Raw genomic sequence first — 23,958 nt, 5'->3', positions numbered from 1 at the left:
GAAGGTTTACTGCGTCTTTAAAGGCATATACGCACTGAACTTGAATGTCCTCCATTATTTTTTGGAAAGCTCAATAGCATGCTCTGTTTCGTGAACTTTAACTGGAAGAGTTGCTGTGATGGCGTTTAAAACACTATCATCGTCACTCAGCCGGAATACGCCACTAATGCGGAATTGCTCTTGTTGAGCAAAAACCATTTGAATTTGTTTCGTGCGATAGCGATTCAATTCCGCGATGACTTCACTTAAAGGGGCATTATCAAACCTAAGAACGCCTTTAATCCAACCCGGCTGCTGATTGTTTCTGTTTGCGCGAGTTAATGAGATTTTTTTGTGTTTGTTCTCGTACGTTGCGATATCACCTGATGTTAATAGGCGAATGGTTTTGTTTGTGTTGGTTTTAAGGGTATCAAATTCAACGACACCCTCTATAACCGATATTTTTAGTGAGTCTTCAGCGGTGTTCTTACGAACAGTGAAGCGAGTGCCCAGAACGGTTATTCTTTGTTCCCCGGTGTTAATAATGAAAGGTCTGGAATTTTCCTTTTGAATGTCAAAGAACACTTCACCCCGGTGCAGTTCAACCAAACGTTGTTCACTGGTTAGCATAACGGAAATTTCGCTATCGGTATTTAAAGTAACCGTTGAACCATCCGGCAAGTCAACCTGACGAACTTCACCTACGCTGGACTGAAAGGCTTTAGTCATGATGATTGGGTTGTGAACCTTATTTGTTAAAAGCTGGTTCCTCTTAACTTCTTGAGAAGCGGGTGAAAAATAGGGAAGGGCGTTTATTAAAAAGTAGACAGTGATAGCGGTTATAAGAATAGATGCAGCGAATGAGAAAGATCGTTTTAAATGAGAAGCACGTTTAGTTGAACGGTATGCCACTTCACTGTGTTGCCAAATTGCGAGTATCGCATTGAATTCTCGCTTATGAGAGATGTCTTCATTAAGCCACTTTTGTATCTCGCGCTCTTCACTGGCGGTTAACTCACCGGAAAATAACCGCGTGACATAGTAGGCGGCTTGTTTTTGCACTTTCTCGTCACGGTTCATAACTTAATCTCACCATTTGCCGACTCAAGACCTTCCGTTGCCTTCCTTATTTCACGTAAAGCGGAGGAAATGTATTTTTCTACGGTGCTAACTGAAACATCCAGTTGATCACTTATTTCTCTGTAACTCATTCCGTTAATTCTACTCAATAAAAACGCTTGCCTGTGTTCTTGCTTCAGGTGACCTAAAGCTAGCTCAATACGCTCTAATATGGCTTTGTTGGTATAAGCACGCTCAGGTGATGTTAAGTCTGTAAAGTGAAGTTCTTCAATTTGAGAAATGTGGTCTGACGCGCGCCGTGAAGCACTCCGACGAGCTCTATCAATAATGACGTGATTAGCAATTTGTAGTAGGTAGTTTTTTACTGTGGACATTCTGCCTGACAATCGTTTGTGAAGATCTGAGATTTGACTAAGCTTCACATAAATTTCCTGCATAACGTCATCATCTTCCTCAAATTGGCCTGTTCTAACGCGAACAAAGCGGCGCAAAGTAATATCGTACTCATTGACGAGTCTCTCGATGAGTTTATTACTTGCTGTTGGTGAAAATGCCGCTTTATGTTTAAACAAAATGACGAGATGCCTTATTTATTAAACGTGCTATCTATAGATATATACGCAGCCTGATACTTTTACCTCCACATTTATTTTTTCTTAACAATTGGAAGAATTTCAGGGATAAATAAGAACCTTCCGATTAACCCAATCTATTTTTCGAATCTATTTGAACCTACCGAAATTGTTGGTTTGGTCTATTATTATTTGCGCCCAAACTGGTGTTTAACAAAAAGGTAATAAACCATGTTTATGAAAACACTTCCTTTACTTTCTGCGGTATCAATTGCGGTATCGTTGTCAGTGGCTTCTGGTGTTGCTAGTGCACAGGACAATATGTCTTACGATGTGAACAAGCCAGAGCCTAAATCCAATGAATTCTGGTGGCCTAACAAGTTGAATCTTGAGCCATTGCGTCAGCACAGTCCTGAGTCAGACCCTTACGGTGACGACTTTGATTATGCTGAAGCCTTTAGCAAACTTGACCTTGAGCAGGTTAAAAAAGACATTGAAGAATTAATGACGTCTGACCAAGACTGGTGGCCAGCTGATTATGGACATTACGGTCCTTTCTTTATTCGTATGGCTTGGCACGGTGCTGGTACTTATCGCGTGCAAGATGGTCGTGGTGGTGCAGCTGGCGCTCAACAACGGTTTGAACCTCTAAACAGCTGGCCGGACAATGTCAGCTTAGACAAAGCGCGCCGTTTATTATGGCCTGTGAAACAAAAATACGGTCGCAGCTTATCGTGGGCTGACTTAATGGTGTTAACAGGAAACGTCGCTTTAGAGTCGATGGGTTTTGAAACCTATGGCTTTGCTGGTGGCCGGGAAGATGCATGGGAGCCTGATATTGTTTACTGGGGACCAGAGACTGAATGGCTTGGCGGCGACAAACGCTACAAAGGCGATCGCAAGCTGGAAAACCCATTAGCAGCAGTACAGATGGGACTCATTTACGTAAACCCAGAAGGTCCTAACGGTAAACCTGACCCGTTATTAGCGGCAAAAGACATTCGCGATACCTTTGGCCGTATGGCTATGAACGACGAAGAAACCGTGGCGCTTATTGCCGGTGGTCACACTTTTGGTAAAGCGCACGGTGCGCACAAGCCTGAAGAGTGTCTAGAAGCTGAGCCTGCGGCAGCTCCTGTTGAACAGCAAGGTCTTGGCTGGAAAAATAAGTGTGGTAAGGGTAATGCGGAAGACACTATTACCAGCGGCTTAGAAGGTGCGTGGTCGGTAAACCCAACCGCATGGACGACGCAATACCTCGACAACCTGTTTGGCTTTGAGTGGGAACAAACTAAGAGTCCGGCGGGCGCTATTCAGTGGATTCCTGTTGATGGCCAGGCGTCTAACTTGGTGCCGGATGCGCACGTAGAAGGTAAACGTCATGCGCCGATTATGTTTACTACGGACTTGTCACTGAAGTTTGACCCTGAGTATCGCAAAATAGCGAAACGCTTCCATGAGAATCCGGAAGAGTTTGAAAAGGCGTTTGCAAAAGCCTGGTTTAAACTGACTCACCGTGACATGGGGCCGAACCAGCGTTACTTAGGTGACATGGCACCAACAGAAGATTTGATTTGGCAGGATCCTATTCCAGATGCTGATTTCGAACTGATTGACTCAAACGATGTAGCTGAGTTGAAAGAAGCATTACTGGATTCAGGTCTGACGGTTCAGCAGTTAGTTCGTACAGCTTGGGCGTCGGCTTCAAGCTTCCGCGGAACGGACATGCGTGGCGGTGCAAATGGCGCACGTATTGCGTTAGAGCCGCAAATTAACTGGGAAGCGAACAACCCGGAAGAGCTAAAAGAGGTTCTGGCAACACTGAAAGAAGTGCACGAGGACTTTAATGATGACCTGTCAGGCGACAAGTACGTGTCACTGGCTGACGTTATTGTGTTGGGCGGTGCCGCAGCTATTGAGAAAGCGGCTGCAGACGCGGGCTACGATGTAACAGTGCCATTCGAGCCGGGTCGTACTGATGCCACTCAGGAAATGACCGATGTCAATTCGTTCTCTTTCCTGGAGCCAAAAGCTGATGCATTTCGCAACTACTTTGGTGAAGGCAACCGCTTGTCACCAGCTCAGATGATGGTTGATAAAGCCGACCAATTAACTCTGACGGTACCTGAAATGACAGTCCTGATTGGTGGTTTACGCACCATTGGAGCGAATTACGACGGCTCTGAGCACGGCGTATTAACTGACCAACCCGGTACGTTGAATAATGACTTCTTTGTTAACCTGCTAACGATGGATAACGAGTGGAAGAAATCAGAAGACAACGAAGCGGTGTATGAAGGTTATGATCGCGAAACGGGCGAACTGAAGTTCACAGCAAGCCCGGTTGATCTTATCTTTGGTTCAAACTCTGAACTGCGTGCAGTCTCTGAAGTCTACGCAATGAGCGATGCTAACGAGAAGTTCGTCAACGATTTTGTTCAGGCATGGACAAAAGTGATGCAGCTAGACCGTTTTGACCTGCAATAAGTTAGGTTACATTGGTGAAATAAAAAGCGGCGCTATGAGTTAGCGCCGCTTTTTTTATGGTTCTTGCCAATACCAGCGCTAATAGTCAGTTGTAAGGCTTCTGCCGGCTTCATGTCGAGTGATTCAACACAGTCTTTCGGCACCATAATCATGTAACCACCAACGTTGTAACTCATCGGCAAAAAGACGGCGACTTGTTCGTCATCGAGAATTTCCGATAGCTTGTCGTCGCTAGCACCTGCTTTTTTCGTCACAATGCCTATTAGTTTTGTATTGCTGTTTGGTAATGTCACCATCACAACGGACTCATCGGCAAAGTCCTTACCTGACATCATTTCAAAAACGTCATTAACCGTGCCGTATAAGCTTCGCAGCAGCGGCATTTTGTTCATGAGTTTGCCCGGCAACTGCCAAATAGAATTGAACAGGTTCCAACGAGAACTAAAGCCAACGAGTAGGGCAAGTACTAAGAAACTTATAAACGCGAGACCTGGGAAATAGTAAGCGTCACCACCGAGCGCCATCCAAACCGGTTTTAGGGACTGCTCAATGGTGACCAGCAACCAGCGAATGAGGTAAACGGTAATGACTATCGGCAGTAAGATTGCCAAGCCCTTCAGAAAGTAATTCAGTATTTTTTTCATAAGCCTGCTTTTTTATGAGGTTCGGATACAAGCTTAGCGTTTTTTTACCGTTCGTGAAATTCTTTACGGTTTGTTAATGTAAGAGGAGATTAATACACAACTGATAAAAGGGACGGGCTACGCGTTAGCGCTGTTCAGCGGAAATAACGAACTTAGATAAATTTATTATGGTATAGCATCTTTCAGCGCCGGACGGTTACTGATAGCCCGCACGTAAAGTGCGGGCAATTCATGAACAAGATGGTGGTATAACATCTATTACTAATATTACAGTTTAACCAGCAACTTCCCTTTATTGTCCCCGGTTAGGAACAGGTTTAAGCCTTCAATAGCAGATTCGAGCCCTTCCAGCGTATGCGAGCGGTATTTGATTTTGCCGCCCATGACATACGGGGTCAGTTTTTCCAGTAGACTAGGCACTTCATGGAAGTGATCGGGCATGGTGAACCCCTGAATTGTTAGGCGCTTTTTAATTATGGGGATCCAGCTTGGGCCGGGCGCTGGTTCAGCTTTGTCGTAGTCGGCTATCATGCCGCAGACCACAATACGACCGTGGGCATTCATGCGCTGCATGACGTGATGCTGAATAGGGCCGCCGGTGTTCTCAAAGTACAAGTCAATGCCTTCGGGCGTTAGCTCTTTCAGTTCGGCGTCTAAGTCGTCGGTTTTGTAGTTTATAGCGCCGTCAAAGCCTAATTCGTTGGTTATCCATTCGGCTTTTTCGTCGCTGCCGACCACGCCAATTACCCGCAAGCCGTCAGCTTTAGCCAGCTGCCCGACAATGGATCCCACAGAGCCAGCTGCACCGGTGACTACCAGGGTTTCACCAGATTTTGGTTTGCCGACGTTGAATAAACCTTGGGTGGCGGTTAAACCAGGTAGGGCAAACACGGAAAGTACCATTTCGTCGGGCACGTCAGCTTGTACTTTATTAATGCCTTGGCCGTCGCTTAGCGCGTATTCTTGCCAGCCCATCATGCCCATCACACGGTCGCCTTTGGAGAAATCCGGATGCTTGCTTTCCACGACTTCACCAACGCCCGAGCTGCGCATGACAGTATTGAGCTCAACCGGTGGGATGTAACTTTCGGTATCCGGGCTCATCCAACCGAACATTGCGGGGTCGAGCGACATGTGAGTTTGCTTAATTAAAAACTGACCGTCGTTAACTGTTGGTAGTTCTTTTTCCACCACTTCAAAAATATCGGCACTGACAGGGCCCGGGTTTGGGCGCTTGACCAGGTTAATCGCTTTGTAAGTTGTCATGTTGTTCCTTATTACGTCTTTATTGTGTCCCATTAGCTTAACGCTGAGGCTTGCCTAGGTAAAAGGAAAATAAACGGGTGTTTGAATTGATTGAACTCTGTTTAGAAAAAATGATTTAGCAGGAGAAGTCCGACATTGCCCGAGGTTATTACTGTTTGTTTGAATAGAAACGTTAAAAATGAATTTAAAAGAAGCCTGATGGTAAAGCTTAGAAAAGTGGTGCGTCCTAGTAGACTCGAACTACCGACCTCTGCCATGTCAAGGCAGCGCTCTAACCAACTGAGCTAAGGACGCACATTTTGAGGTGTGTCGTGAAGACGGGCGGTATATTAGTTATTTGCGGCCGCTCGTGCAAGTCATTTTTTGCAAAAAGTCACTGTTTGTCGAATTTCTAGTCAGGCGCAGGGGTGAAATTACACGCGCTGTAAAAACGCTGCCAGGGGCGAACAAAATGAACAGTGGCATCGGTCAATACTTTGCTGAGCTTACCGAGCTCTGCAATATAGTCTTTCAGCGCTGGCTGCGGAGCTATTCCTTGTAAGTTTTCAAGGGTCATTAAGAGCCGCTGATGTTGCTCAATCACTTCGGCAATGTCGCCCTGCATTTCTTTTATGTATATGTGGTTAAACGCGTCGCGCAATTGCTCGGCTTTTTTTGGAACGTTTCCATTACGGCAGTGCAGGAACTCTGGAATTTCCGGTAACTGTTCACGCATGGCCTCTAGCTTGTGTGCATAGTCCAGCATGGTTCTGAATAAGTCGGGTAAATAGTTACTGCGTTCAAGTCGGCCCAGCATTTTTATCATCTCGGACGGATCATCCGCTTCTTTTGTGTAATTCCAACGCTCTAAAATTCGGGTGAAGCGCTCTAGCGCGTTAACGGCATAGTTGTACTCGGTGACATGAATTTGTGGCAGAGAATTGTTGCCAATAGACAGCGCTTTACGCAGGCCTTCTTCGTAGGCAAAGGCATTGGCGAGGCTGGCATTTAACTGCGACTGTTTGTGTGTTAACGCTTCTTCTAACTGGGGTTTAATATCGCCAGACTCAGGGTGTTCAATGCACTCTTTTAGTGCTTGTATCATGGTTAAGTCGGCATGATACCTGCTGAAGCCGTCTTTTAATTTGCCCAGCGAGCTGTTGTTTTCAGCAATTTCCTGACCCAGCCTACAATGATTCAAGCGCATACTGTCCATAAGACCAAGGCTGGTGCGCGAGGTGTCACGTTTTAGTTCACTTTTTGCCGGATACTGAAGTTCTGGCTTTTCAGGTGTTATAGAACGCGCAGGTAACTCGAGTGTTTGGTGTACTTCACTATGTAGCGTGTCTGCGTATTCGGTTAAGCCGGGTTTGTCGGAGCAGGCGGCCATACTCAGTGCGCTAAAGGCAATGAGTGCATAGCCAACGGGCTTAAAAATAAGTACACTTCGAGTCATTTCTCCGGTTCCTTGTCACACGGGTGGTTCATGTTTACAGGTATTGTTCAAACACAAGCTACGATATTTTCAGTCTCTGACCAAACTTCTTTTCGACATATTGCGGTCGAAACTGAACCTAAATTCTTAAAAGACTTAGCTATTGGTGCCAGTATAGCGATTAACGGTTGCTGTTTAACGGTCGTTGAATTCGGTGACAGACAGGTGCATTTTGATGTTATCGATGAAACCCTGCGTCTAACCAACTTAGGCAAGTTGAAAGAAGGTGACAAGGTTAATTTCGAGCGTTCACTGCGGGTTGGTGATGAAATCGGCGGCCACGGTGTGTCTGGACATATTCACTGTAAGGGCGAAGTAACTGAAGTTCAGCTGTCAGAAAACAATTGCGCGATGTGGATACAAATACCGGAAAAGCACAGTCGCTACCTGTTTGATAAGGGGTTTATCAGCGTCAACGGTGCCAGTTTGACCATTGGTCAGGTTGAAAACAATCGCTTTTCCTTACACCTTATTCCAGAAACCTTACGCATTACCAATTTAGGTGAATGCGAAGCTGGCTCAGAGGTCAACATTGAGCTTGACCAGCAGACGATAACAACGGTTGATACGGTAGAGCGAGTGTTGGCGAAACGTCAGTAAAATTGCTCATCGTTACCGTCGACTTTAATGCGCGCCTGTTGGTTAATTTCATCGACTTGTAATTGCACATGAATGAGATCACCACAGGCCGAGCACTCTTCCTGATAGTCCTGGTTTCCCTCTGACGCATCAACATCCAAAAAGGTATTGTGGCCACAATGCGGGCATTTCACGGGGACGCTTTTTAAATTCTCTTCGTTCATACAGAGCTCCTTATTTTCTTTTACTATAGAAATAAAATAGCTATTCCGCCTAATGATACCAAGGCACCAGTGGCTGAGCGCACGGTAATACGTTGTTTTTTCAGTAAAGAAATCGGTATTAAAAAGAGAGGCGCGGTAGAGAGCAGTGTTTGGGTGAGGCCCGGGTTGATATTGGCAATAGATACCTGTTGTAACCAAATAGCCAGGAAGGTGCCAAAAACAATGGCGCCTAGCAGTGGCAAGGGGTTAATGGTGCGAAACTGTTTGATGATAGCTTTGTAGGCTCCTTGTTTTGACAGGCCGACAATGGCAGCAAGTAAAATAGAGCCTGCAGCAAGTCGAACAAAGGCCGCGTCAATGGCATTCATTTGCTCGCTTTGTAATACGGAAAAAGCCATGACCAGTCCGGTTGCCTGACACAATGCCGCGCCGCACCCGAAAAAAATCCCTGACAAGGAAAGAGCCGGCTGTTTGTCTGGTGCTTTTTCAGTAACCACCCATAGCACGCCACTTAACGTGATAACAGCGCCGGTTATTTCAATGGTAGAGAGGCTATCGGTTAAAAATACCCAGGCCATAAAAGCAGCCAGCGGCGGAGCTAAATATTCAAGCAGCATCGCGTGCCAGGGCCCGAGTCTGCGTAACGCAGCAAAATGACAGCTGTCACCAATAGTAATACCTATAACGCCGCTTAGCGCTAATACCCAGAAACCGGAGCTTACGACCAGAGAATTACCCAGCAACAAACTAACAATAAATAACAGGGGGGTAGCAATAACGCCTTTAACCAAGTTCATTTGTAGTGGCGAAAAATGACTACCCGCACGGTGATATAAAATCGTAGCGACCGCCCAAAAGCTAGCGGCCAGTAAGGCGGCAAGTTGTCCGGTTATTTCGGCCGTAAACTCTGACATTGAAAGGCTCTAAGGTTGCTCAAAAGTAAGCGGTCGATTATAGTAGCGTCTTGCGTTCGATGGTACCGAACGCACCAAATTTCAATAAATAGAGCATGTGGCACTTGGTAGGTGTCACCACTGGATAGGAAGGAAGTTTCATGCCTGTAATTACTCTCCCTGACGGAAGTCAACGCGAATTTGATAAACCGGTTTCAATCATGGATATCGCTATGGATATCGGGCCTGGTCTGGCGAAAGCGACTGTTGCTGGTCGCATCGACGGTGAGTTGGCCGACGCCTGCGATATGATTGAACACGACGCTAAAGTAGAAATTGTCACACCGAAAGACGATGACGGCGTGCATATTATTCGTCACTCGTGCGCGCATTTAATGGGTCACGCGGTTAAGCAGCTGTGGCCGGACGCGAAAATGGCGATTGGTCCGGTTATCGACAACGGTTTTTACTATGATATCGACGTTGACCATACCTTCACCGACGAAGATTTAGAGAAAATTGAAAAGCGGATGAAGGAGTTGGCGAAAACCAACTACCAAGTCATTAAAAAGAACGTCAGTTGGAAAGAGGCGCGTGAAACCTTCGTAGACCGCCACGAACCCTACAAAACTGAGATTTTAGACGAGAATATTCCAACCGACTCTCGTCCGGCGCTTTATCATCACGAAGAATACATTGATATGTGCCGCGGTCCGCATGTGCCTAGCATGAAGTTCTGCGAGCACTTTAAAGTGATGAAAATGGCCGGTGCGTATTGGCGCGGCAACTCTGATAACAAAATGTTGCAGCGTATTTACGGCACAGCCTGGGCAGACAAAAAACAATTAAAAGCCTATTTGAAGCGCCTGGAAGAAGCAGAAAAGCGCGACCATCGTAAAATTGGTAAGAACCAGGACTTATTCCATTGGCAGGAAGAAGCGCCGGGTATGGTGTTCTGGCACCACAATGGTTGGACTATTTTCCGTGAACTCGAAGACTTTGTGCGCGAGAAACTGCGTGAGTACGACTATCAGGAAGTAAAAGGTCCAATGATGATGGACCGTGTGCTGTGGGAAAAATCAGGCCACTGGGAGAAGTTCTCTGATTTGATGTTCACGACCGCTTCAGAAAACCGTGAATATGCCGTTAAGCCTATGAACTGCCCGGGGCACGTACAAATATTTAACCAGGGTTTGAAGTCTTACCGTGATTTACCGTTGCGCATGGCAGAATTTGGATCGTGCCATCGAAATGAACCTTCTGGGGCATTGCATGGTCTGATGCGTGTACGTGGCTTTACTCAGGATGACGCGCACGTTTTCTGTACTGAAGACCAAGTGCAGCCTGAGGTCGCAGCCTGTATTAAGATGGTTTACGAGACCTATGAAACCTTTGGTTTCGACAAAATCGACGTAAAACTGTCAACGCGTCCTGAAAAGCGTTTAGGCGACGATGCAACCTGGGATCGCAGTGAAAAAGCCTTGGCCGACGCACTGAAAGCGCACGATATCGACTTTGAATACCTGCCAGGCGAGGGCGCATTCTACGGTCCGAAAATTGAATTTACTTTGTTCGATTGCTTAGGCCGTGCTTGGCAGTGCGGGACGATTCAGCTGGACTTTGCACTACCAGGCCGCTTAGGCGCTACCTACGTGGGTGAAGACAACGAGCGTCATACTCCGGTGATGATTCACCGTGCTATTCTGGGCTCGCTGGAACGCTTTATGGGTATTCTTATTGAAGAATACGCCGGACATTTCCCGGTTTGGTTAGCACCGACACAGGTTGTTTTGATGAATATCACCGATAATCAGAGCGATTATGTGAAAAAGGTGGTAAAATCACTGAATGAAAAGGGAATTCGTGCCACGGCTGACTTGAGAAATGAGAAGATTGGCTTTAAAATCCGTGAGCATACTCTTAAACGAGTTCCTTATTTGCTGGTTGTCGGCGATAAAGAAGTCGAAGCTGGCGAGGTTGCGGTTCGTACTCGTAGCGGTGAAGACCTGGGTAAACTGGCTCTGGAAGACTTCATTGCAAAAATTGAAGACGAAGTACGTACACGCAAAATTTAATAATTAGTTGGAGGAATAAACCATTAAAGGCGGAAAAAGAACTCAAAAAGCTGCAGATAAAAACCGTATCAACGACCAAATTACGGGCGTTGATGAAGTTCGCTTAATCGGAACCGATGGTGAACAAGCTGGTGTCGTCAGTATTAACGAGGCTCTTGATGCAGCAGCAGAAGCTGGTGTTGATTTGGTGGAAATGAGCCCTAACGCGGAGCCACCTGTCTGCCGCTTAATGGATTACGGCAAGTTCCTCTTCGAGAAGAGTAAAGAACAGAAAGAGCAAAAGAAAAAGCAGAAACAGATTCAGGTTAAGGAAGTTAAATTCCGACCTGGCACAGATGAGGGCGACTACCAGGTAAAACTGCGCAACCTGCGTCGCTTCCTCGAGGGAGGTGACAAAACTAAAGTCACTATCCGTTTCCGTGGCCGGGAAATGGCACACCAAGAGTTGGGTATTGAATTGCTAAACCGTGTTAAAGCGGACTTAGAAGAAATCTCAACTGTTGAGTCGTTCCCTAAAAGGGCCGAAGGTCGTCAGATGATTATGGTTCTGGCACCGGTTAAGAAGTGATCGTGGTTTACAAGTAGGCAGCTTGCTGTCTCACCCTTTCACACTTTCAATCAACAATGCGGAGTTTAATTTCATGCCAAAAATGAAATCAAACAAAGGCGCTTCTAAGCGCTTCAAAAAGACTGCTTCAGGCGGTTATAAGTGCAAGCAATCTCACTTGCGTCACATTCTGACTAAGAAAACTCCTAAGCGTAAGCGTCAGCTGCGTGCTAAGAGCATGGTCCACGAAGCGGACATTAAATTAGTCGATCGTATGTTACCGTACGCATAAGAGGAGATTAGCAAATGGCACGAGTAAAACGTGGTGTAATCGCGAGAGCGCGTCACAAGAAAGTCCTGAAGCAGGCGAAAGGTTATTATGGTGCCCGTAGTCGCGTTTATCGCGTTGCGGTACAGGCAGTCACTAAAGCAGGTCAATATGCATACCGTGACCGTCGCAACAAGAAACGTCAATTCCGTCAATTATGGATTGTGCGTATCAACGCTGCGGCACGTCAAAACGGTTTGTCTTACAGCCGCTTTATCAACGGCCTTAAGAAAGCATCAGTAGAAATCGATCGCAAGATCCTTGCTGATATCGCAGTTCACGATCAAAACGGCTTTGCTGCTTTGGTTGAGAAAGCGAAAGGCGCACTGTAAACAACGACTTTTTAAGTTCGTTTAAACAGATTTCAAAGGGAGCCATTAGGCTCCCTTTTTTGATCGTTTTTCTGATAGAATAACGCCTTTAAAAATCACGCTATAAAAGCCTATTGTCAGTGTTGAGGGAAACAATGCAATTAGAGGAAATCGTCGCACAAGCCGAAGCGGCCATCGCCAATGCGGATAACCCGCAAGCGTTGGATGACGTTCGTGTTCAATACATGGGGAAAAAAGGCCAATTAACAGAGCTGTTAAAAGGCTTAGGAAAACTTGACCCGTCAGAGCGTCGCGAAGCCGGCCAAAAAATTAACGAAGCTAAGCAACAGGTTCAAACCAGCATCAATTCGCGCAAAGAGTTGCTAAAAGCCGAAGAGCTAAAAGCCAAGCTAGAGGCAGAGCGTATTGATGTCACATTGCCTGGACGCAACTCTGCGGTTGGTGGTGTCCACCCGGTTACGCAGACTATTCGCCGTATTGAACAGTTCTTTGGTGATTTGGGCTTTAGTGTTAAAGAAGGTCCTGAAGTGGAAGACGGTTTCCATAACTTCGATGCATTGAACATTCCGGCGAACCATCCGGCTCGTGCAGACCACGATACCTTCTATTTTACTCCCTCAACGATGCTGCGTACTCAGACTTCGGGTGTTCAAATTCGTACCATGGAAGTGGAAAAGCCGCCATTGCGTATTATTTCGCCTGGTCGCGTTTATCGTAACGACTACGATCAGACCCACACCCCAATGTTTCATCAGGTCGAAGGCTTGATGGTAGACACTGACGTATCCTTTACGCAGTTAAAAGGCATTTTAGAAGATTTCCTGACTCACTTTTTTGAAGAGTCATTGCAAGTGCGTTTCCGTCCGTCGTACTTCCCATTTACAGAGCCTTCAGCAGAAGTGGATGTCATGGGTAAAGACGGTAAATGGTTAGAAGTACTGGGCTGCGGCATGGTGCATCCTAACGTGTTGAAAGCGGTTGGCATTGACCCGGAAAAATACACCGGCTTTGCCTTTGGTATGGGCGTTGAGCGCCTAACCATGTTGCGCTACGGCGTAACCGACCTGCGTGCGTTTTTCGAAAACGACTTACGTTTCTTAAAACAATTCAACTAATCCAGAATTCAGAAGGCATTTGCAGCATGAAATTAAGTGAACAGTGGTTAAGAGAGTGGGTTAACCCAGCCGTAGACAGCAACGAGCTTAGCGAGCAGCTGAGCATGGCTGGCCTTGAAGTCGACGGCGTCGAGCCAGTTGCAGCAGACTTCCATACAGTTGTGGTGGGTGAAGTGGTCGAGTGTGGCCCTCATCCCGATGCGGACAAGTTGCAGGTTACCAAAGTGAACACCAACGACGGCGAGTTGCTAGACATTGTGTGTGGTGCGCCAAACTGTCGTCAGGGTATTAAGGTGGTTGTCGCTAAGGTTGGCGCAGTTCTGCCGGGCGACTTCAAAATTAAAAAAGCGAAACTACGTGGGCATCCGTCACACGGTATGCTTTGCTCGTTCAAAGAGCTGGGCTTAATTGACGACCATGAAGGTATTATCGAGTTGCCGGAAGATGCCCCAGTAGGCAAAGATTACCGAGAGTATTTAGGCCTTGAAGACCACAGCATTGATATCGATTTAACACCAAACCGCGGTGACTGTTTGAGTGTTCGTGGTATTGCTCGTGAGCTGGGTGTATTGAATCGAATGGATGTTAACGAGCCTGAAATTAAGGACGTTGCAGCCAAAGTTGATGAGCAAAAGGCGATTCATTTAGACGCACCGGAGCAGTGCCCACGTTATTTAGGTCGTGTTATTAAAGGCATTGATGTGTCACGCCCAACACCTATCTGGATGAGTGAAAAGCTGCGTCGTAGTGGCATCCGTAGTATTGACCCTGTGGTCGATATTACCAACTACGTACTGCTCGAGTTGGGGCACCCAATGCACGCGTTCGACTTAGATACACTGGAGGGTGATATCCACGTGCGCTTGGCGGCGGCTAAAGAAAAGCTGACGCTGCTAGATGGTGAAGAAGTTGAGCTGGATGAAGACGTCTTAGTGATAGCCGACGAACAAAAAGCATTGGCAATGGCTGGTGTCTACGGCGGTAAAGACAGTGGTGTGACCGTTGAAAGCAAAAACCTTTTCTTAGAAAGTGCGTTCTTTGCACCGGACGCAATTTTAGGTAAAGCGCGTCGTTTTGGTCTGCATACGGATGCTTCTCATCGCTACGAGCGTGGTGTTGACCCTCAATTGCAACGCACGGCTATGGAACGTGCAACGCAGTTATTGCTGGAGATTTGTGGCGGCGAAGCAGGGCCGGTTACTGAAGCCGTTTCTGAAACGCATCTTCCCGAGCGTGCGAACGTCAAGCTACGCAGCGCTCGTTTGGCCAAAGTGCTGGGCGTGCAAATTGCCGATGACGAAGTAACAGAAATTCTTCAGCGTCTGGGTCTGGAAGCAACCTATAACAGCGGCGAATGGCAGGTTCAGGTTCCGTCATACCGTTTCGACATCGCCATTGAAGAAGACTTAATTGAAGAAGTGGCGCGTGTGTACGGTTACAATGCGATTAAGGCAGCGGCGCCGGCGGCACAGCTTCGCATGACTGATCGCAAAGAAGCTTCGGTTAGCCGCCATACTTTAACGAATGCGCTGGTTGAGCGAGGTTATCAGGAAGCCATTACTTACAGCTTTGTTGATCCGAAGCATCAGGCCATGTTGTTTAACGAAACCGCAGCATTAACCTTGCCGCACCCAATTTCGGTCGATATGTCGTCTATGCGTGTCAGCTTGTGGCCTGGGTTGGCGGGTGCTGTTGCGCACAACCAGAAACGTCAGCAGGCGGTATTGGCGTTTGTCGAAACAGGCTTACGTTTTATTCCAGATGAAAGCGCTGAGAACGGCGTTCGTCAGGAGCCGGTGCTTGGCGGTATTCGTGCCGGAAAAGCACATACTGAACACTGGTCGGAAGGTGAGCGTGCGGTCGACTTTTTCGATGTAAAAGGCGACGTTGAAGCTTTATTGGAAAAGACAGGCGAGGCGCATTTATTCCGCTTTGTGGCTGACCAGCACGATGCTTTGCACCCAGGGCAGTCTGCGGCAATTTATAAAGGTGAGCGTAAAGTCGGTTTCATGGGCGCTTTGCACCCGCAGCATGAAAAGGCGCTAGGCTTAAATCAGCGTGCTTTTGTGTTTGAAATTGAGCTGGACGCGATAGCTGTACGTCGTATTCCGGCAGCCCAGCCTGTGTCGCGTTATCCGAGTATTCGTCGTGACTTAGCCGTTATCGTTGATAAGCATATTGCGGCGGGTGAACTCTTAGCTGCGATGGAAAATATTGGCGTAAAACAGTTAGTTGACCTAAACTTATTTGACGTATACGAAGGTGACGGTGTGCCAGAGAACAAACGTAGTTTAGCATTGTCTGTAACATTACAGGATGCAGACAAGACGTTAGAAGAGGTCGACGTTACCGAAATAATGACTCAATTTGTAGAAACCTTAGAAAGTGAGTTTAATGCAACACTGAGGGATTAAACTATGGCGCTAACCAAAGCAGAATTGGCGGAAGTCCTGTTCGAGAAACACGGTATTAGTAAACAAGACGCTAAAGCGCTTGTTGAAGAATTTTTTGAGGAAATACGCGCTGCTTTGGAGAGTGGTGAGCAGGTCAAATTATCAGGTTTTGGTAACTTTGAGCTGCGAACTAAAGGCCAACGTCCGGGAAGAAACCCTAAAACGGGTGAAGAAATCCCAATTAAAGCTCGCCGTGTGGTGAGCTTTAAACCAGGGCAGAAATTTAAGAGTCGTGTAGAAAATGCAGAGCCTGAGTAAAATCAGGCTCTTTTTTATTGCAGCGCTTAAGCTCTAAAGAATAAGCTGCTGAATGGGTTAAGTAACCGACTGATGCCTGAGGTGAAATGCAGTGGGGCATCCAGAGTTGCTAACGTCAGACAGTCTTGCTCTTGAGTTTCAGGTGTATGTGTTTTTGATGGATCAAGCAACACAAAGTCACCGTCTTTATACTCATCTTTTTCGTCATTAAACACACCATCCAACACCAGTGTTGCTTCCTGACCCTTGTGTGTATGCTCAGGAACTTTGGCACCAGGCGCCATATAAATTAGGTTCGTCTGGTTACCATTTTCAAGCGTCAGCGGCGCTCGCCATAGTTTCCCAACCAATTTTGACCAGTCGCCAATACGGTGACTATTGTGCGCCAAGGTTCTCGGTAGTGTGAAACGGCGACCTTCAAGATATAAGATATCGTTAGGCTCGTTTTCTACTTTGTTGCAAACCGAAGACTGAAAAATAGCTTCGAGCATTTGGTCACACTGACTTTTGGTCATCGCGTGGTTAGCCACATTGACAATAGTGTCCAGGTTATCCTCACACAATTTCTGTTCAATGTCGCACACCGTTCGACGACACGCCTTACACATATCGACGTGAGTCCCTACGACTATCGTCATGGCTGCACTTAAATCACCTGCAGCGTATTGGTATAAAAGGGCTTCGCCCGGGTGCGATTTAATCATCATTGACTATCAACTCTTTTAATTTCTTAAGTGCTAAACGAGTTCGGGACTTGATAGTCCCTAAAGGCACGCCAAGAGCATCAGAAACTTCCTGCTGTGACTTACCTTCAATGTAAATTTTTTCAATGACAATACGTTGAGCGTCTGGAAGTTGCGCATAATATTGCGAAATTTCCTGCATCAACACGTCGTTGTCCAAACTGTAACCATCGTCTAAATTGTCGTTCTGCTCTGACAAAATAGGCCAAAGTTCATCGGCACTGATGTCATCTTTACGTTTTTTGTTTTTACGTAAAAGATCAAAACGAATATTACGAGCAATGGTAAATATCCAAGTTGACGGTGAACCTTTATCTGGCTTAAACAAATGCGCTTTATGCCAAACATTCGTCATGGTTTCCTGAACGAGATCCATGGCGGTTTGTTCGTTGCCAAATTGCCGTGTTGCGTAAGATTGCAGTTTGGGCGCGAAATGTCGAAACAGTTCACTGAAAGCCGCTCGGCTTCGAGTTTCAGCTATACTTGCAAGCAGTTCGGCTGCGCGTTCTGCAGCGTCTGTTTGGGTGGTATTCATAGACCCCCGAGTCGATGTTCTTCCTGACACCATCTGCATAATTAGACCTGCTATCTTTCCACAATGTACCAATTAATACTTAAGCTCCGAATATTCGGATCACTCGATGACAGAAATTTATTTATTTGCCCATTAAGTTTAGCAAATATTCCTGCGTTTTTAGACAACTTTCCTCTTTTATTAAAGATTGTTTCGTGTCTGTGTCGAGTGGGAGAATTTCAAGCCAGCGCGAGCAAAGCCAGTCAAGCCTGTCGTAGCTTAAATCTGGCAGTAATTCAGAGAGCTCAGGATAGGTTTCATAAGCTTCCTGAAGCTTTTCTTTTAGGTTTATACAAGAGTCCGGCAAAGCTGCTTGTGGCCAAGCTGGTAAGTGTTCAATGTTGCCAACTCTCAAATTATCAGACTCTAACCAATGGCCAAGAATGCGAACTCGGCTCTGACCTTCGACAGTAATACCAAGCAAACCGTCGTCGCGTGGCTCAAAATCGATGATTTTTACCGAAGTGCCATAAGGACGAATGTAGTCGTCTTCCGCCGGTGACTTGTCGTTATCAAACATGGCTATGACAAACTCCGCGTCGCGTTGCAATGAGTCCTTAACCAAACGAATGTAGCGAGGCTCAAATATACGCAGCTTCATACGCCCCTCAGGTAATACTTGAGAGGTGAGGGGAAAAATCGGTAACTGCTCAGACAACGACATAACACCTCTTTCCGCTGAACTCGTGTTAATTACCCTCTTCTACGTGCGTTAAATCAAAGTTGGATCTATTTTTGTTACAAGAAACGAAACTATTTTTTACAAAGCGCCGTAAATTAAACCAGCACAATACTGGAATGACGTTATAAGAGGGAAGCACAGTGCGTTTAAAAGTTGGTATTAGCTCTTGCCTTATGGGCGATGAGGTTCGCTTTGATGGCGGTCATAAGCGCTCTGCGTTTGCGACCGATGAGCTGACTCGTCATATTGATTTAGTTCGTTTTTGTCCCGAAGTCGGCATTGGCATGCCAGTGCCCAGACCCACGATTCGATTGGAAAAGCACGCTAACGACGGCAGCGAGACCGTTGAAGCGGTCGTACCGAAAACTGGTGAAATAGTCACAACGAAGCTGTCTGACTTTGCTGATAAAATTCAGATTAAGGCAAAAGATCTGAGTGGCTACATTCTTTGCGCAAAGTCACCCAGTTGTGGAATGGAGCGTGTGAAGCTTTATGATCCCGACACAGGACATGCCCGCAAAGAAGCTACTGGTATTTTTGCTTCTCGTCTGCAAGAAAATAACCCGGCCATGCCACTAGAGGAAGACGGTCGTTTAAATGATCCGCATCTGCGTGAAAATTTTATTATGCGGGTTTATGTCTACGGTCAGTGGAAGCAAATAGAGGACACGCCAACGAAGAATAACCTGTTGAGCTTCCATAGTTCCTGCAAACTGTTGCTGTTAGCACACAACCAGCAACGTTATAGAGAGTTGGGCAAGCGTCTGGGCGAAGCCGAAATTGTCGATGCTGAGTTTGCTACGCAGTATATTCGGAACGTCATGGAGGCATTATCGGAACCAGCATCGCGTCGTAACCACACCAATGTGTTACAACATATTCAAGGGTATTTTAAAGGCGACTTAGACCCCCAACAACGTGAAGAACTCAGCGATATTATTTTGCAGTATCACGATGGCATTCTACCGTTAATGTCACCGCTAACGCTTATAAAGCACTATCTACGTGAGTTTCCGAAAGCGTATCTCGATAACCAATGGTACCTGAACCCGTATCCGGTCGATTTGAAACTTCGTTATGGTCTATAAAGGGCAGAACCAATGAAAAAGGCAATTTGGTTTCGAAGCGACTTACGTACGTTAGATAACGAAGCATTATATTTGGCGACCCAGTCAGAGGTAGCTCCTGAAGCGATTTTTCTGGTGTGTGAGGACACCTGGCAGTGTCACCATTGGGCACCAATTAAGCAGGACTTTTTGTGGCGTACTCTCGAAGTGCTCAACGAAAAGTTGGCGGCATTGGGTATAAAACTCCATATTAAAAATATTGGTAAGTTTTCAAAAGCAGGTGGTGCGCTTCGCGAATTTTGTAAAACGCATAATATCAATAAGCTGTATTTTAATGCCGAATATGCGCTGGATGAAAAAAATCGCGATAGGGCGGTAACCGCGGTTTTAGAAAATGACGGTGTCGAGGTGAGTAAGCACCATGGCAACCTGCTTATTAAGCCGGGAATGGTGAAAACTCAGCAGGGTGAGTACTATAAAAAGTTCACGCCTTTTAACAAGCGTTGGCGAGCGATTTTAGCTCAAGAAACAGACGTCACACCGCTTAAACCGAACCCTTTCCCGAACATTAACCCCGAACCTTTACCGAACGTTTCGCTGAAAGCTCAGGACTCATCAGATTATCCAGCTAGCGAAGAGGCGGCTTTAAGTAAGCTGGGGCAGTTTGTAGGGCATTCGGTAGAAGTTTACCAGGCTGGTCGCGACCGACCTGATCAAAACCACACCTCTGAGCTTTCTGCCTATCTTGCGATTGGCGCGATTTCACCAGTAACTGCAGCCAGAGCATTGCAGCAGTTCTCGCCGGAATTTCCGTACGGGTTACCGGAAGGTCCCGATACCTGGCTTACCGAACTGGCCTGGCGCGAGTTTTATCAACACTTAATAGACTTTGAGCCGAGACTGTCGAAAGGGGAAAGCTTCCAGCGAGAAACGGACAGTATTCAATGGCGCGATGACGAAAAAGGGTTTATCGCATGGAGCGAAGGAAAGACCGGGTACCCGATTGTTGATGCGGGTATGCGTCAGCTGAATGAAACTGGCTGGATGCATAACCGCTTACGCATGATAACGGCTAACTTTTTGGTTAAAGACTTACTCATTGATTGGCGTAAAGGCGAAGCTTATTTCATGCAAAATCTAATAGACGGAAGCTTTCCGGCGAATAATGGAGGCTGGCAGTGGAGCGCCTCTGTGGGTACTGACGCGGTGCCTTATTTTCGAGTGTTTAACCCGGTTAGGCAGAGCGAAAAGTTTGATCCGCAGGGGGCCTATATTCGTAAATGGGTGAAAGAGCTCGATAGTGTGCCAGATAAGCACATCCATTGGCCACATGAGTGGCTCAAGAATATGAGTAATACTGAGTATTATCCGCCGATCGTCGAGCACAAAGCGGCTCGCGAACGTTTTTTAACAACCTTTAAGCAGGTGAAACATGGATAACAAAGAGTTGGTCGACGCATTAAAGTCTTTTTACGACGAATTAAAAACCGACAACCTTGATGACATGGACGATATGTATCACGACGAGGTCAGTTTCACTGACCCGATTCATCAGGTTGTTGGACTAGAGGACTTAAAAAAATACTTTAAAGGCACAATGGAGAACGTTGAGTACTGTCATTTCACATTTGATGATGAGTGCGTGAGCGAAGAAAGAGCCTATTTGTCGTGGCAGATGCGCTACTCACATCCCAAAATTGGCAATGGTATGGAAGTTATTCTGCCGGGCGTTTCTTATATTAGCTTCGAAGACGGCAAAATTCGTGAGCAGCGCGACTATTATGACTTGGGTGCAATGCTTTATGAACACGTGCCGTTGGTTGGCTACGTTATTGATAAAATTAAAAGCAGGTTGGTCAGCGAATGAGCATTCTAATTACCGGCGCGTCGTCAGGTATCGGCCGTCAACTGGCATTGGACTACGCTGCAAGAAGTGAACACGTTATCGTGTGTGGACGTAATCAGGAGGCACTGGAAGAAGTACAGTCTAAATACCCTGAGTTTATCGACACATTGGCGTTTGATATTACCGATAAGAACGCGACAATTGAGGCTTTGAGTAGTGTTGAGACGTTGAACCGCGTTATTTTGTGTGCTGGTGTCTGTGAGTATTTGGACACTAACAGCTTCGACGCAGATATGTTTGAGCGCGTATTCCGGGTGAACGTATTTGGCACCATGAATTGCGTGGAAGCGGCGTTACCGAAAATGGGGCAGGGCTCAAAGCTTGTCATTGTGGATAGTTTGGCACGGCTGCTGCCCTTCACCAAAGCGCAGGCTTACGGTGGCTCGAAAGCGGCCATGCACTACATTACGCGCAGCCTGGAAGTGGATCTGAAAAAACGCGGTATTCGAGTGCAAAGTGTTTCCCCCGGTTTTGTTAAAACACCGATGACCGACGCAAACGACTTTGAAATGCCAATGCGCGTTACCGTAGAAACCGCATCGAAAGCCATTATTAACGGCATTGACAAAAACAAAAGAGATATCGCATTTCCGAAGCTTTTCAGTGGTATGCTCAAGTTTATGGGACTTCTTCCGGAAGGCATGCAAGTGAAGCTTTCCGAATACATGGCAAGGAAGCAGTAAATGAAAATAGCAGTTATAGGTAGTGGTATTGCAGGGCTAACCTGCGCCTATTATTTAAGTCGAGAACATGAAGTAAGTGTGTTTGAGAAGCGAGACCGCATTGGCGGGCACACCTGTACTAATGACGTAAAAATCAATAATACGATGTACGCGGTGGATACTGGTTTTATTGTCTTTAATGACAAGACATATCCACGTTTTAAGCGTTTATTGCGTGAGTTAAAAGTGGCATGGCGAGACACCGAAATGAGTTTCAGTGTGACTGACCCCGAATCGGGGCTTGAATACAACGGTCACAATTTAAACACGCTGTTTGCGCAACGCAGTAACCTTTTCAGCCCTAAGTTTTACCGTCTGGTGTCGGGTATATTGGCTTTTAACAAAGCAGCCAAAAAAGCGTATGGGCAAGACAGCGAGACGCTGGATCAAGTCACTTTGGGTGAGTTTTTAAGAAAAAACGATATTCCACAGGCGGTGTCGGACTATTATCTGCTACCCATGGTGTCAGCCATTTGGTCGTCCACATTGGCAGACGCAGAAGCGTTCCCGTTAGGCTTTTTTCTGCGCTTTTTTAATAACCATGGTTTGTTAAACGTGAGCGACAGACCGCAATGGCATACGCTTGTTGGCGGTTCAAAAGCCTATATTCCCATGCTTACAGAGCCTTATGCGGAGCGTATACACCTGGGCAGCGAAATTACCGCGGTCACGCGTCAGTCCGATCAGGTGACGTTGACGTTTTCTGACGGCAAGCAACAGTTTTTCGATGAGGTTGTTTTTGCTTGTCACAGCGATCAGACATTGCAATTACTGGGCGACGCAACTGATGATGAAAAGGCGATTCTCGGTGGTATTCCTTATCAACCGAATGAAGTGGTGTTGCATACAGATACCACTTTATTACCGAAGAAAAAGCGCGCATGGGCAAGCTGGAACTATTTGCTGAGAACCGATGAGGGTGCAGAGCAGCAACCCAGCTCGGTGACCTACAACATGAATATTCTTCAGGGCATTCAGTGTGAGGATACTTTGTGCGTAACGCTCAATAACACGGCAATGATAGACCCTGAAAAAATCATAAAAACCATGACGTTTGACCATCCACAATATTCAGTGTCGTCAATGAAAGCTCGCGGGCAGCGTGACAGAATTTGTGGTAAGCGCAATACGCATTTTTGTGGCGCATACTGGTACAACGGGTTTCACGAAGACGGGGTACGCAGCGCCATCGATGTTGTTAACCGCTTGAATAGCGAGCAGGTTCCCAACCAATGAAAAGTGGCATTTATTGGGGGGATTTATTCCACGCCCGATACAAACCTAAAAAGCATGAGTTCCATTATAAATTCTTTCAGTGGGCAATTGATCTGTCGGAGCTGAAAGAAGCTCATCAGTTGAGTCGTTGGTTTTCGTGTAAAGGTTTTGCTCCGCTGTGGTTTCGCCGAAAAGACTACCTTAAAAAAGAGCCAGGCACCTTACATGAGGCAGCGCTGTCTAAAATGTCAGCGCTGGCGGGAAGAAAGCTAGATGGCCGGGTTATGTTTGTCGGCAACATTCGAACCTTCGGTTTGTTTTTCAGCCCGGTTAACCTTTACTTTTTAGATCAGCAGGGCACTTATACCTATATGCTGGCTGAAGTCAGCAATACCCCCTGGCTGCAGAGGCATTATTATTTAGTCGATTTAAGCGAAAAGGAACCCACAAGCCAAAAGGTGTTTCATGTATCGCCTTTTAACCCCATCGATATGACCTACCACTGGCGCATTCTGCCGCCTGCAGAAAAATTGTTTGTGCAAATAAGTGCGCATCAGAAAGAAAAGGACTTCGTGGCTGGTATGAATTTATTACGTTCACCGCTAAACCAAGAAAGTATCCACAGCGTATTAAAGAAAACGCCTGTTATGGCTTTGAAAATAATCGGCGGTATTTATTGGGAAGCGTTAAAGCTATTTATAAAGCGGGTACCGTTCTACGGTCATCCAGGAAAATAATCTTAG

25 protein-coding genes and 1 tRNA gene are annotated in these 23,958 nt (G+C 46.4%); 15 read left to right on the top strand and 11 right to left on the bottom strand.

Going from position 1 to position 23,958, the window contains the following annotated elements; genetic code table 11:
* Nucleotides 1–54: 54 nt before the first annotated feature.
* Both EST55_RS03395 and EST55_RS03390 read right to left on the bottom strand, forming a co-directional pair.
* Nucleotides 55–1,059, bottom strand: coding sequence for a FecR domain-containing protein (locus EST55_RS03395; RefSeq protein ID WP_129496499.1), 1,005 nt, complete (start codon nt 1,057–1,059; stop codon nt 55–57).
* Nucleotides 1,056–1,631, bottom strand: a complete 576-nt coding sequence (locus EST55_RS03390; protein WP_240665228.1) for an RNA polymerase sigma factor — start codon at nt 1,629–1,631, stop codon at nt 1,056–1,058. The genes EST55_RS03395 and EST55_RS03390 overlap by 4 nt, the downstream gene beginning before the upstream one ends.
* Nucleotides 1,632–1,862: 231 nt before the next feature.
* Here EST55_RS03390 and katG point away from each other — a divergent pair, with 231 nt between their 5' ends.
* Nucleotides 1,863–4,118: a catalase/peroxidase HPI gene (gene katG / locus EST55_RS03385; protein ID WP_129496497.1), complete on the top strand. Its 2,256-nt coding sequence runs from the start codon at nt 1,863–1,865 to the stop codon at nt 4,116–4,118.
* A gap of 32 nt (nt 4,119–4,150) precedes the next feature.
* On the opposite strand, the gene EST55_RS03380 is transcribed toward katG, so the two are convergent.
* From EST55_RS03380 to EST55_RS03365, 4 genes are all read right to left on the bottom strand, one after another.
* Nucleotides 4,151–4,762, bottom strand: coding sequence for a DUF502 domain-containing protein (locus tag EST55_RS03380; RefSeq protein WP_129496496.1), 612 nt, complete (start codon nt 4,760–4,762; stop codon nt 4,151–4,153).
* A gap of 267 nt (nt 4,763–5,029) precedes the next feature.
* Nucleotides 5,030–6,028 carry an NADP-dependent oxidoreductase gene (locus tag EST55_RS03375; protein WP_129496495.1) on the bottom strand — a complete coding sequence of 333 codons (999 nt, stop codon included), beginning with the start codon at nt 6,026–6,028 and terminating at the stop codon, nt 5,030–5,032.
* Nucleotides 6,029–6,245: 217 nt separating this feature from the next.
* Nucleotides 6,246–6,322: transfer RNA gene (locus EST55_RS03370), tRNA-Val, on the bottom strand.
* 97 nt (nt 6,323–6,419) lie between these two features.
* Nucleotides 6,420–7,463 carry a DUF3080 domain-containing protein gene (locus EST55_RS03365; protein WP_129496494.1) on the bottom strand — a complete coding sequence of 348 codons (1,044 nt, stop codon included), beginning with the start codon at nt 7,461–7,463 and terminating at the stop codon, nt 6,420–6,422.
* A 30-nt stretch (nt 7,464–7,493) separates the two neighbouring features.
* Between EST55_RS03365 and EST55_RS03360 the strand changes: the two genes are divergently transcribed.
* Nucleotides 7,494–8,102 carry a riboflavin synthase subunit alpha gene (locus EST55_RS03360; RefSeq protein ID WP_129496493.1) on the top strand — a complete coding sequence of 203 codons (609 nt, stop codon included), beginning with the start codon at nt 7,494–7,496 and terminating at the stop codon, nt 8,100–8,102.
* Here the strand turns inward: EST55_RS03360 and EST55_RS03355 are convergent.
* Complete coding sequence (locus EST55_RS03355; protein ID WP_129496492.1) at nt 8,096–8,305, bottom strand: CPXCG motif-containing cysteine-rich protein; 210 nt, start codon at nt 8,303–8,305, stop codon at nt 8,096–8,098. The genes EST55_RS03360 and EST55_RS03355 overlap by 7 nt on opposite strands.
* A 23-nt stretch (nt 8,306–8,328) precedes the next feature.
* The gene (locus tag EST55_RS03350) at nt 8,329–9,219 is read right to left on the bottom strand and encodes a DMT family transporter (protein WP_129496491.1); all 891 of its coding nucleotides are present in this window, start codon (nt 9,217–9,219) and stop codon (nt 8,329–8,331) included.
* 140 nt (nt 9,220–9,359) lie between these two features.
* Between EST55_RS03350 and thrS the strand changes: the two genes are divergently transcribed.
* From thrS to EST55_RS03315, 7 genes are all read left to right on the top strand, one after another.
* Nucleotides 9,360–11,273, top strand: a complete 1,914-nt coding sequence (gene thrS, locus EST55_RS03345; RefSeq protein WP_129496490.1) for a threonine--tRNA ligase — start codon at nt 9,360–9,362, stop codon at nt 11,271–11,273.
* A 22-nt stretch (nt 11,274–11,295) separates the two neighbouring features.
* Entirely contained in the window at nt 11,296–11,841 is a 546-nt protein-coding gene (gene infC, locus EST55_RS03340) for a translation initiation factor IF-3 (protein ID WP_129496489.1), read from the top strand.
* A 73-nt stretch (nt 11,842–11,914) separates the two neighbouring features.
* Nucleotides 11,915–12,112: a 50S ribosomal protein L35 gene (gene rpmI / locus EST55_RS03335; RefSeq protein WP_053953836.1), complete on the top strand. Its 198-nt coding sequence runs from the start codon at nt 11,915–11,917 to the stop codon at nt 12,110–12,112.
* Nucleotides 12,113–12,126: 14 nt separating this feature from the next.
* Nucleotides 12,127–12,480: a 50S ribosomal protein L20 gene (rplT, locus tag EST55_RS03330; RefSeq protein WP_053953835.1), complete on the top strand. Its 354-nt coding sequence runs from the start codon at nt 12,127–12,129 to the stop codon at nt 12,478–12,480.
* A 134-nt stretch (nt 12,481–12,614) separates the two neighbouring features.
* A complete protein-coding gene (pheS, locus tag EST55_RS03325; RefSeq protein WP_053953834.1) occupies nt 12,615–13,595 on the top strand; it encodes a phenylalanine--tRNA ligase subunit alpha in 981 nt (326 codons plus the stop codon).
* A 26-nt stretch (nt 13,596–13,621) separates the two neighbouring features.
* Nucleotides 13,622–16,009, top strand: a complete 2,388-nt coding sequence (pheT, locus tag EST55_RS03320) for a phenylalanine--tRNA ligase subunit beta (RefSeq protein ID WP_129496488.1) — start codon at nt 13,622–13,624, stop codon at nt 16,007–16,009.
* 3 nt (nt 16,010–16,012) lie between these two features.
* The gene (locus tag EST55_RS03315; RefSeq protein WP_126751387.1) at nt 16,013–16,306 is read left to right on the top strand and encodes an integration host factor subunit alpha; all 294 of its coding nucleotides are present in this window, start codon (nt 16,013–16,015) and stop codon (nt 16,304–16,306) included.
* A gap of 26 nt (nt 16,307–16,332) precedes the next feature.
* Here EST55_RS03315 and EST55_RS03310 read toward each other — a convergent pair whose 3' ends face one another.
* The 3 genes from EST55_RS03310 to EST55_RS03300 all read right to left on the bottom strand — a co-directional run bounded on the left by EST55_RS03310 (nt 16,333) and on the right by EST55_RS03300 (nt 18,287).
* Entirely contained in the window at nt 16,333–17,013 is a 681-nt protein-coding gene (locus EST55_RS03310; RefSeq protein WP_129496487.1) for a ChrR family anti-sigma-E factor, read from the bottom strand.
* Nucleotides 17,003–17,584, bottom strand: a complete 582-nt coding sequence (locus EST55_RS03305) for a sigma-70 family RNA polymerase sigma factor (RefSeq protein WP_240665227.1) — start codon at nt 17,582–17,584, stop codon at nt 17,003–17,005. Before EST55_RS03305 ends, EST55_RS03310 begins: the two co-directional genes overlap by 11 nt.
* Before the next feature lie 121 nt (nt 17,585–17,705).
* Complete coding sequence (locus tag EST55_RS03300; protein ID WP_129496485.1) at nt 17,706–18,287, bottom strand: LON peptidase substrate-binding domain-containing protein; 582 nt, start codon at nt 18,285–18,287, stop codon at nt 17,706–17,708.
* A 158-nt stretch (nt 18,288–18,445) separates the two neighbouring features.
* Here EST55_RS03300 and EST55_RS03295 point away from each other — a divergent pair, with 158 nt between their 5' ends.
* Genes EST55_RS03295 through EST55_RS03270 form a run of 6 tightly spaced genes read left to right on the top strand, consistent with a single transcriptional unit; the run spans nt 18,446 to nt 23,952 of the window.
* A complete protein-coding gene (locus EST55_RS03295; RefSeq protein ID WP_129496484.1) occupies nt 18,446–19,393 on the top strand; it encodes a DUF523 and DUF1722 domain-containing protein in 948 nt (315 codons plus the stop codon).
* 12 nt (nt 19,394–19,405) lie between these two features.
* On the top strand, nt 19,406–20,812 hold the full coding sequence (phrB, locus tag EST55_RS03290) for a deoxyribodipyrimidine photo-lyase (RefSeq protein WP_129496483.1): 1,407 nt from the start codon (nt 19,406–19,408) through the stop codon (nt 20,810–20,812).
* Nucleotides 20,805–21,239: a nuclear transport factor 2 family protein gene (locus EST55_RS03285; RefSeq protein ID WP_100692027.1), complete on the top strand. Its 435-nt coding sequence runs from the start codon at nt 20,805–20,807 to the stop codon at nt 21,237–21,239. Before phrB ends, EST55_RS03285 begins: the two co-directional genes overlap by 8 nt.
* Nucleotides 21,236–21,961 carry an SDR family NAD(P)-dependent oxidoreductase gene (locus EST55_RS03280; RefSeq protein ID WP_129496482.1) on the top strand — a complete coding sequence of 242 codons (726 nt, stop codon included), beginning with the start codon at nt 21,236–21,238 and terminating at the stop codon, nt 21,959–21,961. The genes EST55_RS03285 and EST55_RS03280 overlap by 4 nt, the downstream gene beginning before the upstream one ends.
* Nucleotides 21,962–23,236, top strand: coding sequence for an FAD-dependent oxidoreductase (locus EST55_RS03275; RefSeq protein ID WP_129496481.1), 1,275 nt, complete (start codon nt 21,962–21,964; stop codon nt 23,234–23,236).
* Nucleotides 23,233–23,952, top strand: coding sequence for a DUF1365 domain-containing protein (locus EST55_RS03270; protein ID WP_129496480.1), 720 nt, complete (start codon nt 23,233–23,235; stop codon nt 23,950–23,952). Before EST55_RS03275 ends, EST55_RS03270 begins: the two co-directional genes overlap by 4 nt.
* The last annotated feature ends 6 nt before the right edge of the window (nt 23,953–23,958 follow it).

The organism is Idiomarina sp. 29L, from assembly GCF_004123135.1.
Lineage (GTDB): Bacteria > Pseudomonadota > Gammaproteobacteria > Enterobacterales > Alteromonadaceae > Idiomarina.
Note: the sequence above shows the minus strand (reverse complement) of the source record. Positions and strands in the feature narration are given on the sequence as shown.